This window comes from Pontibacter sp. H249 (genome assembly GCF_037892465.1).
In the GTDB taxonomy this organism is placed as follows: Bacteria; Bacteroidota; Bacteroidia; order Cytophagales; family Hymenobacteraceae; genus Pontibacter.
Genome location: NZ_JBBKTR010000009.1, coordinates 1 through 15,378, shown reverse-complemented (window position 1 = coordinate 15,378; position 15,378 = coordinate 1). Strand labels below are relative to the sequence as shown.

Annotated in this window: 11 protein-coding genes and 1 tRNA gene; 6 read left to right on the top strand and 6 right to left on the bottom strand. The window is 42.8% G+C overall.

Going from position 1 to position 15,378, the window contains the following annotated elements:
* Nucleotides 1-1,127 precede the first annotated feature (1,127 nt).
* Nucleotides 1,128-2,435: a T9SS type A sorting domain-containing protein gene (locus WG943_RS12190; RefSeq protein ID WP_340409326.1), complete on the bottom strand. Its 1,308-nt coding sequence runs from the start codon at nucleotides 2,433-2,435 to the stop codon at nucleotides 1,128-1,130.
* 740 nt (nucleotides 2,436-3,175) lie between these two features.
* Here WG943_RS12190 and WG943_RS12185 point away from each other — a divergent pair.
* Nucleotides 3,176-4,972 carry an FG-GAP-like repeat-containing protein gene (locus tag WG943_RS12185; RefSeq protein ID WP_340409325.1) on the top strand — a complete coding sequence of 599 codons (1,797 nt, stop codon included), beginning with the start codon at nucleotides 3,176-3,178 and terminating at the stop codon, nucleotides 4,970-4,972.
* Between the two features lie 112 nt (nucleotides 4,973-5,084).
* Nucleotides 5,085-5,315, top strand: coding sequence for a hypothetical protein (locus WG943_RS12180; RefSeq protein WP_340409324.1), 231 nt, complete (start codon nucleotides 5,085-5,087; stop codon nucleotides 5,313-5,315).
* 403 nt (nucleotides 5,316-5,718) lie between these two features.
* On the opposite strand, the gene WG943_RS12175 is transcribed toward WG943_RS12180, so the two are convergent.
* On the bottom strand, nucleotides 5,719-7,056 hold the full coding sequence (locus WG943_RS12175) for a tyrosine-type recombinase/integrase (protein ID WP_340409322.1): 1,338 nt from the start codon (nucleotides 7,054-7,056) through the stop codon (nucleotides 5,719-5,721).
* 97 nt (nucleotides 7,057-7,153) lie between these two features.
* On the opposite strand from WG943_RS12175, the gene WG943_RS12170 reads away from it, so the two are divergent.
* Nucleotides 7,154-7,224 (top strand) — tRNA-OTHER (locus WG943_RS12170).
* Nucleotides 7,225-7,429: 205 nt separating this feature from the next.
* Here WG943_RS12170 and WG943_RS12165 read toward each other — a convergent pair.
* Entirely contained in the window at nucleotides 7,430-7,774 is a 345-nt protein-coding gene (locus WG943_RS12165; protein WP_340409320.1) for a hypothetical protein, read from the bottom strand.
* Between the two features lie 237 nt (nucleotides 7,775-8,011).
* On the opposite strand from WG943_RS12165, the gene WG943_RS12160 reads away from it, so the two are divergent.
* Entirely contained in the window at nucleotides 8,012-8,425 is a 414-nt protein-coding gene (locus WG943_RS12160) for a BrxA/BrxB family bacilliredoxin (RefSeq protein WP_340409577.1), read from the top strand.
* Nucleotides 8,426-8,512: 87 nt separating this feature from the next.
* Here the strand turns inward: WG943_RS12160 and purD are convergent, their stop codons facing one another.
* Nucleotides 8,513-9,802: a phosphoribosylamine--glycine ligase gene (gene purD, locus WG943_RS12155; RefSeq protein ID WP_340409319.1), complete on the bottom strand. Its 1,290-nt coding sequence runs from the start codon at nucleotides 9,800-9,802 to the stop codon at nucleotides 8,513-8,515.
* Nucleotides 9,803-9,989: 187 nt separating this feature from the next.
* The gene (gene recQ, locus WG943_RS12150; protein WP_340409318.1) at nucleotides 9,990-12,170 is read right to left on the bottom strand and encodes a DNA helicase RecQ; all 2,181 of its coding nucleotides are present in this window, start codon (nucleotides 12,168-12,170) and stop codon (nucleotides 9,990-9,992) included.
* A 65-nt stretch (nucleotides 12,171-12,235) separates the two neighbouring features.
* Between recQ and WG943_RS12145 the strand changes: the two genes are divergently transcribed.
* The gene (locus WG943_RS12145; RefSeq protein WP_340409317.1) at nucleotides 12,236-13,207 is read left to right on the top strand and encodes a KpsF/GutQ family sugar-phosphate isomerase; all 972 of its coding nucleotides are present in this window, start codon (nucleotides 12,236-12,238) and stop codon (nucleotides 13,205-13,207) included.
* A gap of 4 nt (nucleotides 13,208-13,211) precedes the next feature.
* The gene (locus WG943_RS12140) at nucleotides 13,212-14,288 is read left to right on the top strand and encodes a mannose-1-phosphate guanylyltransferase (RefSeq protein ID WP_340409315.1); all 1,077 of its coding nucleotides are present in this window, start codon (nucleotides 13,212-13,214) and stop codon (nucleotides 14,286-14,288) included.
* 73 nt (nucleotides 14,289-14,361) lie between these two features.
* Here WG943_RS12140 and WG943_RS12135 read toward each other — a convergent pair.
* The coding region (locus WG943_RS12135) for a hypothetical protein (RefSeq protein WP_340409314.1) at nucleotides 14,362-15,378 on the bottom strand (1,017 nt) is incomplete at its 5' end.

Here is a 15,378-nt window from a genome sequence, read left to right as displayed (position 1 = left end):
ACAAATTGAAAGCATCAGTTGACGGCTCCAGTGCTTGCTCACATTAAAATACATTACCCAATGCACAATATTCCATATTGTGATTCTCATCCGTTGCTCATCAAGCTTAGTAACTTTCGCTGTAGCCTTTAAGCTACCTGCCGGCCTTCTTTGATAGCTTTTATGATTCTTTTGGTGCGTTTCTCTGCCTGCTGGTTATTCAGAGATTGTACCGCCCAGATCGCGGCCGGAATATCCGAAAATATAACCTGAAGCTCCTAAGAACCTGTACTTCCTGCCAGATCAAAAGCTAGGTTGTTATTCTCGATAGTAAGATGAAGTTGAAAGATGCCCTGACGGCTGGAAGCAGCATTAACGTGAAGCTTTAATCCCAGAGTTGTCAGGCTATCTAATTCCTTCTGAAGCCAATTCGGATCCGCCTCGAACCAAGGTAGCAAACCCATACCTTATCCTATAGGTCTATCCCCAGGTGGCTTTGGTGGATTGATTGGACCCGGCTCTGGTCTGCTCGGAGGTCTTCCAGGCCCTATAGGGCTTCCAGGAGGTGTGGGGTTGTCCGGTGGGGTCGAGCTTCCTTGGTTTCCCCGCCCTTTATTATGGTTTTCATTTTCTCTCCTTTTACTACTTTTATTAATGATTACAAATACTCAACTATAGAAATTCTTTTTGGAATACTATTAACATTAGACACCACATTTAATCAATAACTAATATTTTCAGCAAAGAGATTTAATTTTTTGCAGAGAGGCAAAGGGAGTTTGTTCAGCTTTGTTTTACTGGAGCGCAGTCCAACTGAGGACACATACGAACTCCACATGCCGCTCTTAAGTATAAAAAAAACCTAGAGTTGCAAGGGCTTTTGATCAGATACCAGATTCACACGTCTTAGAATCTGGAATACACAAAGTGTTTACCTATAAGCTCCTTCTCTCATTTCTCTCCTTAAAAGGAGATTTTAATATTTCAGAGCAACTATTGGTATCTTAACAGGAAAATTACATTTCTAATTCCGGTTATTTATTGTTTGAAGTAAGGGTAGTCTTAACCTTTAATCTATTCCATTAGGGCAAGATTAGAGGTTAAGACTATTCTATTATAGAATGATTTTACTACTTAATAATTAAATACTAATGCTGAATACTTATCTGTTTGCTTAAAATTCTATGCCCATCAGTAACCTGCAGAAAGTAAATACCGCTTGGCAGACTCCTAACGTCAAGCGCCACTTTCTTTTTAATTGATTTGATTTGCTTAACGACAACCTGGCCTTTATCTAAAAGCCGAACTTCGTAGGGAGGCACATCACTATCTTGATGAACGGCATTACTATTGTATTCCTCATTCATCTCAATAACTATTGACTCATCAGCTGGGTTAGGATAAGAGCTCATGCTATAGTTACAAATGCGACACCCGCCACAATTTATTACATACACATTCACTTCAAACCACGTCGGGCTTGGACCACATAAATTAAAGGCCCTAGCTCTTAGCGTATATGTCCCCTCGCCGCCTAACATTCTGCCGGTCAACTTGAAAGTGTTGCTTGTCTGTACCCCGCCAAGCAAATTACTACCTACAACTCTCCATTCATATGATACAGCACCCACTATAGGACTAATGGTAAATGTAGCCTCATCAAAAGAATTACAAAGGTCACTGCTGGGGCCTGAAATTGATGTGACTGATGCAGGGAAGTCATCACAAGCTTTGATTACAACATCATCTAAAAAATAATAGGCCTGTGCATAACATTCTTCGCTGGAATCAGTACAACCGTTTCCAGTTTCCTGTTTAAGAGCAGTGCTAGGCCCAATTGTAGGGTCAAAGTTCCCGATTACAAAGAAGCTTATGTTATCTGACTGTGGTGTGAAATAACCACTAATCTTTGTCCACCCGGTTTTGTTATCATAATAGGAAGTAAAACTCCTGTCACCAATCTGTGGGCTTAAGTTGTGCAGCCCCATAGATTGAGTTGTAATTTCGTTCTCAGTTTCTGCAAAATACATACCTAGTGACGGTACGCTGTAACGGGAGTCATCCCTCAGACTCACCCAAAACTCCACGTAATATGTTACTCCGGCTTGTAAGGGGTTGTCAAGTTGTTGGTATAGATACTCCGACTTAGTATAATGTGTAGAGTAAAGCCCAATGAAGCCAGCATATGCATTTCCTCCATCCCGAACTGGTTCCGCTCCAAAACTAGGCTTGTATTTCTCATTGGTTGCACACGTATGAAAATAATCAGCACTTTGTAGTCTTTTCCAATAGGTTGCCACATAATCATTCACAACGGGCCCCAATGCAAGCTCGTCAGCCGGGCAAAATGAAGAATCATTTCTTTGCTCAAACCCAGGATTCTTTACAAGGTTTGTAGCAAAACTTCCCGTGATACATAAGAGTATCAATAACATAAACAGATAAATCTTTTTCATATTTTATAGTTTTAGATAATTTTAGAAAACAAAACTAATTTATATTCCATTGTCAAATAGTTCTACCCAATAATCACCCCCTCTGCAGCTCTCGGAATAATTACATTACATCACTAAAGGTTAAGCCTTCAGGTTTTAATAAAAATTGCTATCTATTTTAAAGTTTTAATTGTTTAATACAATAAATAATTTAATTAGTTACATTATATAAAAAATTAATTTACTTTATTTTAGTAAAAGGATGGAAGCAAACTTTGAATAAAAACAGGACAACTTATTTATTTACAATATTATTTTAATTTTTTTACTGCAAATCGAAGGGTAAAAAGAGACAATAAACGAGATTTATAATTTATTTTTTATAATTATTCCTCAAAAGAAAGATAATAGATTTTACAGCAAATAAATAATCTAAAATAAAACTAGATTGATATTTTAAAATATTGCATTTATATATAAATTTATAATTGGAGAAAGTAAAGTTCCAATCCTTAATTCGCACAAAAACATATTGTAGTATAATTGATTTCAAATACAATTATAATTCACCAAAGCTTTGAAAGTTCGTGTAAAGACTCATATAACAGCTTTCATGCTTGATCATGCTCTACATAAAATGGTGTGGTTGATAATAGGGAATCATCACATCAGATAGAATAAATGCTTGTAATACTAGAGTTAACAACAAAGTTGATGAAATTACCTTTCATGTAAATCAGATTCTAACCGCGCCTGTGCCAATGAAAATGTTTCTGCTACTTGCCTTCTCGTTGCTGCCTGTTGTGCTGGTGGCACAGACCTTCACTAGCTCCAGCGACAAGCTGCTTGCCGTTGTCACCTCCTCTGCTAAATGGGCTGACTTTGACAGCGATGGAGACCTGGACCTTGTCATATCTGGCGCTGATAGCATGGGGAGCCCCTCTACTAGGCTCTACGAGAACATCCGCGGTCGACTTGTGCATCGCCAAGCTTATCTGCCAGATTTGAACTTCGCTGCCCTGGACTGGGGAGACTTTGATGGCGACGGCGATATGGACCTACTGGTGAGCGGCACCTCTGCTAACTTAACCGATGTTGACTTCTTCCGCACCCAGATATTCCGCAACGAGGGAGGCCGACTCACTCTTTACGAGGCAGACTTGCCCCCACTTATCTCCGGTGACGTCCGCTGGGTGGACTATGACGGGGATGGTGACCTAGATATTTACTTGAGTGGCATTTATGCTCAGGAGGGCATCTATGATTACGCCAAGGTGTTTCGAAACGACGCAGGAAAGTTCACCGACATTGGCGCTAAAATTTTAAACACTCACCAGGGGCAGGGAGACTGGGGGGATTACGATAACGATGGAGACTTGGATCTTGTCGTCACAGGCTTTCACAATTCTTCATACGTACTTATGCTCTTTCGCAATGAGGCTGGCACCTTTAGTAAAGTGGAAGTACCGGCCTTTCTGCCCGTGGTTAATAGCTGGGCCAAATGGGGAGACTACGATAACGACGGAGACCTTGACCTTGTCGTTACAGGCAACGACAACCTCCCCCTGATTAACTATAACCGGAAGAAGATACGCCTCTACGAGAATCAGCCATGCGGTTTTGTACTCCATATTATTGATGATTTAGGGGGCTTTGGTGAGGTAGCCTGGGGCGACTATGACAATGATGGCGACCTGGACATCCTGGCCAGCGGCGATTGCAACCCCTGCAGGGACTTGGTAGCCTCCGTTACGCGTGTTTATCGTAATCAGGGGGGCAAGTTCGTCAACACTGATCTTGATGTAATTCAAGTAAGTCAGGGCTCAGTAGCCTGGGCTGACTATGATAACGATGGGGACCTGGACTTTATAGTAACGGGAATCCGGCGCTCGGATAGTGCCTATCTGGCTCGGCTTTACGTCAACAACCTGAATAGCGCTCCCTTTGCGCTCAACACGCCGCCTGGCCCACCCACAGGCTTGCATGCCCTGGTGGAGGAAGGAGGTGTAAGGCTCACGTGGGAGTCCGGATCTGATCTGCAGTCGGAAGTCAGGGCGCTTAGCTATAACTTATATGTCAGGAACGAGGAGGGCAGCTTCGTAGTTCCGCCTATGTCAGAGATGGGCTCGGGACAGCGTATGGTAGTGCTGGGGGGGAATGTGGGTCAGTTAATGAGGCACGAACTGCGCCTGCCAAAGGGAAGATACAGCTGGGGAGTTCAGACAGTGGATACTGGCTTTTGGGGTTCTGCCTTTGTAGACGGTGGCTTTTTTGAGGTAGACCATTTACCGCTTAAGCAAGGGACTACTCCTCCCAATATTATCACTCCAAACGGCGATGGGCTCAACGACAGGTTCGTGCTTAGTACTGAGTTTGATGTGCTTTCCTTGAATGTTTACAACCGATGGGGCAAACTGGTCTTTAGTGAGGAAGAGTACCGAAATAGCTGGAACGCCGAGGGACTTCCAAGCGGGGTATATTTCTATCATGCCGTTAGGCGAGGCAACTGCTCCAAAGAAACCGAGACCCTAAGGGGATGGATAGAAGTGATAAGGTAAATGACGTTAGGAAAGTCCCTTAGTCAAGCAGCTCATTCCTAAGAGATTTTGTCATGACAGGAATTAATAGCGACCAGATTTTTTTTCCAACTTATGATGCTACAGAGAAAGCATGAACGAAGCTTTTATTGGACCTAAAAATTATGGAAAATCGTTAATTACTCATACTTTATTCCCGAGCAACTGCGAGAAGGGAGGCAAGATTATCCTGCCAAGCGGCCACCTGTATAAAGAACTCTTCTCTGGAAGGCGGTCTCGTTGGGAGGCTTACCTTCTCGTTGCGCTAGGCCAAAGACAGCAGCGGCAGGAGCTGCTGGATCGTAAAAAGGCCGGGCCAGCATAAGCTCTGGCAGTGAAAAGGGCTAGCATTAAGCTGCAGTAGAAGTGCTTCTATTGTGGCAACCTCATACAAACTACGTTTCTGCACCATTGAACCGGTTCTTCTTCCAACAAAAATAACTCAGAAAGCCAGTCCCAAGAGTCACTTCCTCTTTACGCTTTTTCAGTGCTGACACTTTATTTACTGTAACACCTGCCATAATAAATAGGAAGAAAACATATAATTAATTTTCACATTAACCTTACTGCTTCTTCGCCTTACCAAAGGCGAAGAATATAGCGCATAGAGCAACTAATCTTGTAATAACCCTAAGGAAAAGAATATGAATTCATACAGATTTCTGATTAATAATATTATAATTTAATTCTTCCGAGTTTATAGAACATTATCCTTGCATGAGGATAACTCACTTATCTGTCGCTTTGAATGCTGTGAGCCGAGCTGCATACTCCTTCTTCAAACTATTTTCAAAACTATCTAAGTAGCTCTCTGTCGTCTTCAGGTTAGAGTGCCCCAAAGATTCTGATATGAGCTCTATTGGCGCTCCTGCTCGCTTTAGGACAGTGGAAAACGAATGCCGGGCCGTGTAGGTGCTCACGTTCTTCTCAATGCCAACCGCGGCGGCTACCCGCTTGATGTACTTGTTTATTGTCTTGGTGGCATGCTGAATCCTTGCTCGCTCCCTTTCCGCTGATAACCCTGGTTCAAGCAAAGGAAACACATTAGTATCTGGAGAAGTTGATTTATTACCCCACCGCTTGATGATCTTATCAATCTCCGGCGTGCGCATGGCCGTGATGGGCTTAATATTCTGGCGGCTGGTCCGCTCAGTTTTGGCCCTGATAAAGGTTATTTTCTCATGGTCTAGCTGCCTGTATTTCAGCCGGACTATATCCTTCACGTTAATACCGTTGCACAAGTAGGAGAAAATCCATAGGTCCCGCGCACGCCCTTCATTTTCGGTAACAGGCTTATAGGAGAATATTTTTTCGATGTCTGCCAACGTCAGGGCCTTCTTCACATTTCGGCCTGAGGGTATCTGGTATTTTCTCTTACCAAACGGATACAGGTCGATGTTCACCTCCCCTGCCGCTATGGCGTTGTTGTAGATGACCCGAAGTGCCCGTAGGTAAATGCCAATGGTGGTGATAGAACTGCCATTCTGAAGCATCCACTTTTCATACCCCGACAGGAAATCAGCAGTAATTGAGGTATAAGTCAAGGGCTTCCGTTTCTTCAAAAGGTTTTCCTTTTTCTCGATTGCTTTAGCCCTAGACAAGCCCTTATTTCTGGATAAAGGCTCCTTCTGCAAGTAAGCCAGCAGTGAGAGGCTCGCGCTCTCATAGCTACTGGCCGTCCCTACCCTGCCTACCTCAACCAGCCTTTTGACTTGCCGCTCGAAGGCTGCAAAGACGTCGTTCTTGACGACAGCGTTCAGATACTTCTTCTCGAAATGCTCAAAGGTAAAGACTTCAATGTCACGAATGATACCAATGGCCTTCTGCTCTATTGCCTGAAAAGCTATCTGAAGCTCCTTAAACTTCCCTTTCGGCTTTTCCGCCTGGACTTTTGAAAACTCTGCCTCGCTCAAAGAGTAGCCCGTATTATAGTATTTGCGTTGCCTTTGATGGGTAAGCCTTAGCCTTACCGGGAAGGAGCCATCTTTTAAAGCTCTTCGGGTATCCAGCATGACGGAAGTAAGTACAGGTATCATGTGTGTGCAAATAAATTTATGTACACACAATTTGCACACAAACCATTAAAAAGTCAACTAATATAGCTAACCAAGGAAAAACAAAAACTGCTTAATTTGGCTTAAAAGCCAAATTTTACTAATATTTGTAACCAGCAATAAAGGCTATTGTCATGACTACGAATCAGAAGGTTAGGGGTTCGACTCCCTTCGCGACCACCGAAAAGCCTCTTACAGCAATGTGAGAGGCTTTTTTTATTTAATAGGTTTTATACGACTGCACCCCTCTGGTTAAACAAAATGACTTTTCAGTCTTAGCTCAGATTACTTATACAGTTACACACTAAGCCTAAAACAAAAAAAACCAGGCACTTCTCTATTAGTATAGTTTAGCACCTGGTTTTAACTTTGAATGCTTAATAAGTTAAGCTACCATGTTATTTGATACTCCTTTTGAGAGTAGCAGCGTATTTTTAAATTCTTTCAGCAGCAGCACATCTTTTTCCTCAACTTCATACTTTTGGTGATCGGAGTAAAGCTTCTCCCACCCAGAAAACAGCTTCCAAATTTCTGAACCTCTACAATGCTTTTCTTCTTTAGTTGTTATAAAACGGGTATAAAACGGTTCTAGGATTATGTCTTCTTCCCACATAGGCACATCTATAGTATAATGCTGGCTGTTTACAACCTCAATAATTTCGGCATATTTATCGTGCCTTGCTGGCAAATAGTAATACCGAACACAGGCTTTATGAACGGAATGCTGCATAAGGGTACTTTTAAGATGCGGTCTTTTTTCCTTTTCATCTATACTTGAGCAACTAAATTGAGTTGTACCTAAACATCAGATTCTCATAACATTACTATAAATTGTTTCTAAAATATACTTACCTGCACCACTACCTGATCTCCTGTTACAACATCGGTAGAAGTAACTTTTATTTCTGATAATTTGTTAAGTTTGTATCATCATAATTATTTATTTAAATCACTGAATTTTATGGGAATGTATCCTGAATATATGGTTGCTCCGATACGCGAAGATTTAACGTCTTCTGGCTTTGAGCAATTAATGACTCCTGAAGAAGTAGAGCAGGCTCTTAAAACTGAGGGTACTGTGCTGCTTGCTGTTAACTCTGTTTGCGGATGTGCAGCATCTAAGGCGCGCCCTGCCCTTAAAATGGCTGTTGCAGCCGGCGATAAAACGCCAACCAAATTGGTAACAGTATTTGCCGGCATGGAGCAGGACGCGGTAGCCAAAGCGCGTGAGCACATGCTGCCTTATCCTCCGTCTTCACCTTCTATTGCTCTTTTTAAAGATGGGGAGTTGGTGCACATGATAGAGCGTTACCACATTGAGGGCAACGAACTGCATCGCATAGTGGATAACCTGAAAGGCGCTTTTGATGCATATTGCTAGTTTAGCCTGAAGTATAAAGTATAAAAAAAGCGGCGGCTGGTATGTAAAATACCAGCCGCCGCTTTTTTTATACTTTATATGTTGCGCTTACGCGTGCATCCCCTTTAAGTCGAAGCCGATGTCGCGGCGGTAATTACGGTCTTGCCAGGTTATGGCTTCTGCGGCTGCATTGGCTTTGGCAAGCGCCTCATCCATCGTATCACCAAGGGCAGTAACGGCAATAACGCGGCCTCCGCTGTTCACCAACTTGTCGCCTGTCATCTTAGTACCGGCATGAAACACCAACACATCCTGCGGCACGTTTTCAATACCTGTTATTTCTTTACCTTTCTCAAAACCTTCTGGATACCCTCCTGATACCAGGAACACAGTAGTAGCCGTACGTGGGTCTATGTCTAATGTAAAGCTGCCCAAAGTATGGTCGTGCAGCGCCTTGAAAAGCTCGAACAAATCAGATTTAATACGTGGAAGTATAGCTTCTGTCTCTGGGTCTCCTAAACGCACGTTGTACTCAATTACATAAGGTTCTCCGTTCACGTTCATCAAGCCTATAAACAGAAATCCAGAGTAGTCCATGTTCTCCGCTTGCATACCCTGTAGTGTCGGCTTAATTACACGTTCCTTCACCTTCACCATAAAGGTATCATCAACAAACGGAACCGGAGAAATAGCTCCCATGCCGCCTGTATTCAGGCCAGTGTCTCCTTCACCGATACGCTTATAGTCTTTAGCTTCTGGCAGCAAAACGTACTCTTTACCATCGGTAAGTATAAACACCGAAACCTCTATGCCTTGCAGGTACTCCTCAATAATTACTTTGCTGCTTGCATTACCAAAACGCCTGTTGCGTAGCATGGCATCCAGTGCATCATAAGCCTCATCATAATCCTGTGCTATGATCACACCTTTTCCGGCAGCCAAACCATCCGCTTTAAGCACAGCAGGGTAGCTATGGTTTTTAAGGTAATCGCAAGCTTTAGAGAAAGTCTCCTCAGTAAAGGTTTGGTATTTGGCTGTTGGTATGTTATACTTTTGAAAGAAGGCTTTACAGAAGTCTTTGCTGCCTTCCAGCATAGCACCTGCTTTTTTCGGACCCACAATCAGGATATGGCGCAGATACTCTTTCTCCTGGAAGTAATCGTGTATACCTTCTACTAGCGAGTTCTCCGGCCCCACCACCATCATCATAATGTTAAAGTCTGTCGCAAACTTGGCAACTTCTTCAAAGTCATGTATGTCGATGCTGGCGTTGGTATGAAACTCAGAGGTTCCGGCATTACCTGGCGCCACAAAAATCTGATCGCAGTATTCGCTTTGGCTTAGCTTCCAGGCAATGGCATGTTCTCTTGCCCCGGATCCGATAATTAATACGTTCATAGTTTGATTGCTAATTGCTGATTGTTAATTGCTTTACTATGCGATGCGAAGTTATAAATTTATACGTGCCTGCGCAGCACAATCTGCAGTTTTATACTTTACGGCTTATACTTTACCTAAAAAGAAATGGCCGCTGTACTACTACAACGGCCATTCAGTTTATATCTTGCTGAACAACAATCAGCAATTAGTTAGCATACTCAGATAAGAACTTTATACGCATCAAGCGCAGGTCCTCTTCGGTATAATCGTCGGTTCCCAGTTCTTTCAGGGCAACGGCTATGTTATCGGTGCTGGCGTTCATAAAGTAATCATATATTTCACCCTGACGCTCATCATCCAGTATATTGTTGATGTAATAGTTCAGGTTCAGCTTCGTGCCTGAGTAACAGATGTGCTCTATTTCCTCAATCAACTCTGGCATGGTCAGGTCTTTTGAACTGGCGATCTCTTCCAAGTCTACCTTTTTGTCAATCTGCTGAATGATGTAGATCTTGATTTTAGACTTATTGACAGTTGTCTTCACCACTACATCAGCAGCAGTTACGATATCGTTCTCATCTACATACTTTGTAACCAGATCCAAGAATGGCTTACCGAATTTCTGCACCTTACCCATACCCACACCAGCAATATGCGCTAGGTCTTCTTTGGTAGTTGGGTAAACGGTTGCCATCTCTTTAAGTGATGGGTCCTGGAACAGCACATAAGGCGGCAGGCCTTTTTCTTTAGCCAGCTTTTTACGCAGTGTCTTTAGCAGGTCGAACAACACTTCGTCGTGGCCAGCTGCTGCCTGTGTTTCTTCTTTCTCCTCGTCCGCTTTTACTTCCTGCTCGTAGTTGTGGTCTTTGGTAAGCTGTATAGCGTGTGGCTTGGCAATAAAATTCAGGCCTTTCTGTGTAAGCTTCACTACACCAAAGTTCTCAATATCTTTCTCTAAGAATTCAGACAAAAGGATCTGACGCAATACAGAGCTCCAGAACTGTACATCCTGCTCTTTGCCAGCGGCAAACACTTCTAGTTTATCGTGGTCGTAGCTGGTAACATATTGGTTGCGCAGGCCTGTCAGTACGGCTGTAATATGCTCTATTCCAAAACGCTCACCGGTTTGCTGCACGGCTTTCAGCGCCAGCTGTACTTCATCCTGTGCCTCAAAGCGTTCTTTCGGGTGCAGGCAGTTATCGCAAAAGCCGCAGTCTTTTTCATAAGCCTCGCCAAAGTAGTGCAGCAGTTGCTTACGACGGCATACTGCAGAGTCGGCATAGGCGGCCATTTCCTGCAGCAACAGCTTCGAGTTGTCGCGTTCTGTTACAGGCTTGTCTTTATTAAATTTCTCCAGCTTTACAATGTCGTCGTAGCTATAGTACATAACGCAGTTGCCTTCCATACCATCACGTCCGGCACGGCCTGTTTCCTGGTAGTAGCCCTCAATGGACTTTGGCGTATCATAATGAATCACAAAGCGTACATCGGGCTTATCGATACCCATACCAAAGGCAATGGTTGCCACAATTACATCGGCATCCTCATTCAAAAATGCATCCTGGTTGGCCATTCGTATACTGGAGTCCAGGCCTGCATGGTATGGCAACGCCTTTACATCATTTACACGCAGTAACTCGGCTATCTCCTCTACCTTTTTGCGGCTCAGGCAGTACACAATGCCACTCTTACCCTTGTTCTTTTTTACATACTGGATGAGCTGCTTTTTAGTATTGTGCTTTGGCCTAACCTCGTAGTATAAGTTGGTGCGGTTAAAAGAGGATTTGAACACAGAAGCCTCGTCCATTTGCAAGTTGCGCTGTATATCCAACTGCACCTTTGGCGTAGCTGTGGCAGTAAGCGCAATGATAGGAAGGTTGCCAATCTGATCAATAATACCACGGATACGACGGTATTCCGGACGGAAATCGTGGCCCCACTCCGAAATACAGTGCGCCTCATCAATAGCTACAAACGAGATATTGGAAGCGCGCATAAACTCTACAGTCTCTTCTTTAGTAAGCGACTCTGGCGCCACATACAACAGCTTTACCTCACCGGCCAGCGTCTCTTTTTTAACTTTGTTGATCTCAGCCTTAGACAAGGTAGAGTTTAGGAAATGAGCATTAACGCCAAAGGCATTAAGCTGATCGACCTGGTTTTTCATGAGGGCAATCAGCGGCGAAATAACGATGGCTGTGCCTGGTAAGGAAAGGGCAGGTAGCTGGTAACACAACGACTTGCCGGCGCCTGTTGGCATAATCACGAAGGTGTTCTTGCCGTTGATAATGTTATTAATTATCAACTCTTGATTTCCTCTAAATTGATTATACCCAAAAACTTCCTTTAATTTGTTCTTGAGATTTACCTCTTGTTGTACTGACATGTAATCTTGCAGAAAATTAATCAATTGCATACACCCTTTTCGGGGTACCTTAATACAAATTTACTTTGAATCTTGTTAATAATATAGCCCTTACAGCAAAAAAAGTCTTGCACGCTGAGGCTGATGCAATCGCCAGACTAGCAGAATTTATCGACGAAAGTTTTGAAAACTGCGTCGAAGCCATACTTCGATCTAAAGGCCGCGTTGTAGTAACCGGAATTGGCAAAAGCGCCAACATTGCCACCAAAATAGTAGCCACCTTAAACTCTACGGGAACTCCTGCCTTGTTTATGCACGCCGCCGATGCTATTCACGGCGACCTGGGTATGATACAACCAGACGATTTTGTAATCTGCATTTCTAAAAGCGGTAACACCCCAGAGATAAAAGTGCTTGTTCCACTTCTTAAACGCAAAGGCTCTAAATTAGCTGCATTAGTCTCCAGTACAGACTCTTATCTGGCCCAGAGCGCTGATTTTATACTTAACGCGAACGTAGAGCGTGAAGCTTGCCCGCACAATCTTGCCCCTACTACCAGTACCACTGCCGCATTAGCTATGGGCGATGCGCTTGCAGTAAGTTTGTTAGAGGCACGCGGTTTTAGCAGCTCTGATTTTGCGCACCTGCACCCGGGTGGCTCACTGGGCAAACGACTGTACCTGATGGTGGGCGATATCTATGGTTATAACCAAGCACCCAACGTAAATGAAAACGCTTCGTTAAAGGAGATTATTATTGAGATCTCGTCTAAAAGACTAGGGGCAACAGCCGTTGTTAAAGACGGTTCGAAAGAGTTGGTAGGCATTATTACTGACGGAGATCTGCGCCGCATGCTAAACAAGTATGACTCAACGGAAGGCATTAAAGCCAGCGACATCATGACGCCTTCGCCTTTAACCATAGAGCCGGAGCAGTATGCTGCAGAAGCACTTGCCATCATGCAAGAAAAAAGCATTACACAACTAATTGTAACCAAATCAGGTAATTTCGAAGGCTTCGTGCACCTGCACGATCTTCTTAAAGAAGGACTTGTATAAAATAATGGACAAAAACACTTACGTGGTGATTATGGCCGGCGGCATCGGAAGCCGCTTCTGGCCATTTAGCCGTACCAACTATCCTAAGCAGTTTCATGACGTGCTGGGTATAGGCGAAAGCATGCTGCAGATGACAGCAAAACGTTTTCAGGATATTTGCCCACCTGAAAATGTGTATGTGGTAACTAACAAAGATTATGAAGAACTGGTAAAGCAACAGCTGCCGTTCCTGAACAGTAACCAAATACTTTTAGAACCGATTGGCCGCAATACAGCACCTTGTATTGCCTATGCTTCTTATAAGATCGCTCAGATAAATCCGGATGCTAACTTGGTGGTTACGCCATCAGACCATGTGGTACTGAAGCAGGAGGTATTTACGAATGTGATTAAAGAGGCTGTTACCGCTGCTGATAAGGACGATGTGCTGATTACGCTGGGCATAACACCAAGCAGGCCTGATACCGGCTACGGCTACATTCAGTACATCGGTGACGAAAGCCAAAGTATAAAAAAGGTAAAAACCTTTACCGAAAAGCCTAACCTGGAGTTGGCAGAGATGTTCCTGAACAGCGGCGACTTTGTATGGAACTCAGGCATCTTTATCTGGAATGTTAAAAGTATAATCAGCGCCTTCAGAGCACAGCTACCAGAGATCACAGAGATCTTTGAAGAGGGCAATAGTATATACAATACCCCACAGGAGCAGAACTTTATAACTAGAGCCTATTCGCAGTGCCGCAATGTATCTATCGACTATGGCATCATGGAGAAGGTAGACAACGTGTATGTACTATTAGCTGATATCGGCTGGTCTGACTTGGGCACTTGGAACTCGCTTTACACCATCAACGATAAAGACAGCAATGGCAACGTAATTGACGGCGAAGTACTGCTTTACGATACAAAGGACTGCATCATCAAAACACCTAAAGAGCGCCTGGTGGTACTACAGGGCCTGCAGGATTACATTGTGGCAGAGTACGACAATGTGCTGATGATCTGCAAAAAATCTGAAGAGCAGAAAGTGAAGGAATTTATGGCTGATGCTAAGTCACGTAAAGGTGTAGACTTTATTTAGATGTCAGCTTCAGGATTGAGTTGTCTTAAAGTAGGCTAATCACAGCTTGCAGTTGTTTGTGTTGCTTTTGATTTTAAAGTCTATACTCTAAAGTTAAAAGTAGGGATCTTGGCAAGAGCTGGTAATCTGTTCTTAAAACGCTAATGTCACTGACAGCCGTAGTTCTAAAATTACGGTTATCTAAAAGATTATTTCCATTTACAACAATTGTCAGTTTATTTTCCTTAACAGTATATCTCCAGTTTAGATCTATAAAATAATAGGTATTACTTCTTCCAATCTGCCCGAAGAAATAACGCTCCGTTTGTAATTGAATATTAGATTTACTGTCTATCTTAAAGAGCAAGTCTACAAAAGACAAGTTATTGGTGAATGAACTCCTGATGCTGGTTTCAACTAGGTTCCTTGTCCATTCTGAACCAATATGAAAATTAAAGAATCCGGGAAGAGCAGAACGAGCTTCAAGGCCGTATGAGTAATTAATTGACTTTACTAATCTGAGATTATCGTTTACAATATTCTTATAGTTTGATTTTGAGAACCCTACACTCAGCTTCAGATTAGAAGAAATCAAGTTAACAAACTGATCTATATCGGTAGTAAAACTTACGAACTCCCTGTCTTTAATTAATATCTTTTCACTAAGTGAGAAGTTTTGATTCACAAATGACTTACTTGAGAAGAAATCATGATTCTTGCTGTATAACAGAGACGAGTTTACTAAGAACTGGTTGCTCCATCCTCCATGCTGATAGTTTAACAACACAGATGAAGCATTGAATTGATTAAAGTTTCCTGTACCCTTGTTGAAAGACCTTATACCTGTTAGTATAAAGTTGTCATGAACATCAAGTACACCAGCATTAGTCGTATTAAACGAGTATGTGGTTATTAATTTATTTTTTTCATTAATTCTCCAGTCTAATCCTACTGATGGATTAATGAAAGAAGGTGATTGGCTGTATCCAAATTCTCCTAATTTCAAGTGGTTAATAAGGTGATGAAAGTTCAATTCTCCAATCAGTGAGATGCTTTTAAAGTTTAGCCTGTACTTTGACTTGAAATACAAATTGCTTGACAAATAAAGAGT

What these genes read in the sequence shown, in the direction of transcription:
- WG943_RS12190 (WP_340409326.1), bottom strand. Translation starts at nt 2,435, where the DNA reads ATGAAAAAGATTTATCTGTTTATGTTATTGATACTCTTATGTATCACG.
- WG943_RS12185 (WP_340409325.1), top strand. Translation starts at nt 3,176, where the DNA reads ATGAAAATGTTTCTGCTACTTGCCTTCTCGTTGCTGCCTGTTGTGCTG.
- WG943_RS12180 (WP_340409324.1), top strand. Translation starts at nt 5,085, where the DNA reads ATGAACGAAGCTTTTATTGGACCTAAAAATTATGGAAAATCGTTAATT.
- WG943_RS12165 (WP_340409320.1), bottom strand. Translation starts at nt 7,774, where the DNA reads ATGCAGCATTCCGTTCATAAAGCCTGTGTTCGGTATTACTATTTGCCA.
- WG943_RS12160 (WP_340409577.1), top strand. Translation starts at nt 8,012, where the DNA reads ATGTATCCTGAATATATGGTTGCTCCGATACGCGAAGATTTAACGTCT.
- purD (WP_340409319.1), bottom strand. Translation starts at nt 9,802, where the DNA reads ATGAACGTATTAATTATCGGATCCGGGGCAAGAGAACATGCCATTGCC.
- recQ (WP_340409318.1), bottom strand. Translation starts at nt 12,170, where the DNA reads ATGTCAGTACAACAAGAGGTAAATCTCAAGAACAAATTAAAGGAAGTT.
- WG943_RS12140 (WP_340409315.1), top strand. Translation starts at nt 13,212, where the DNA reads ATGGACAAAAACACTTACGTGGTGATTATGGCCGGCGGCATCGGAAGC.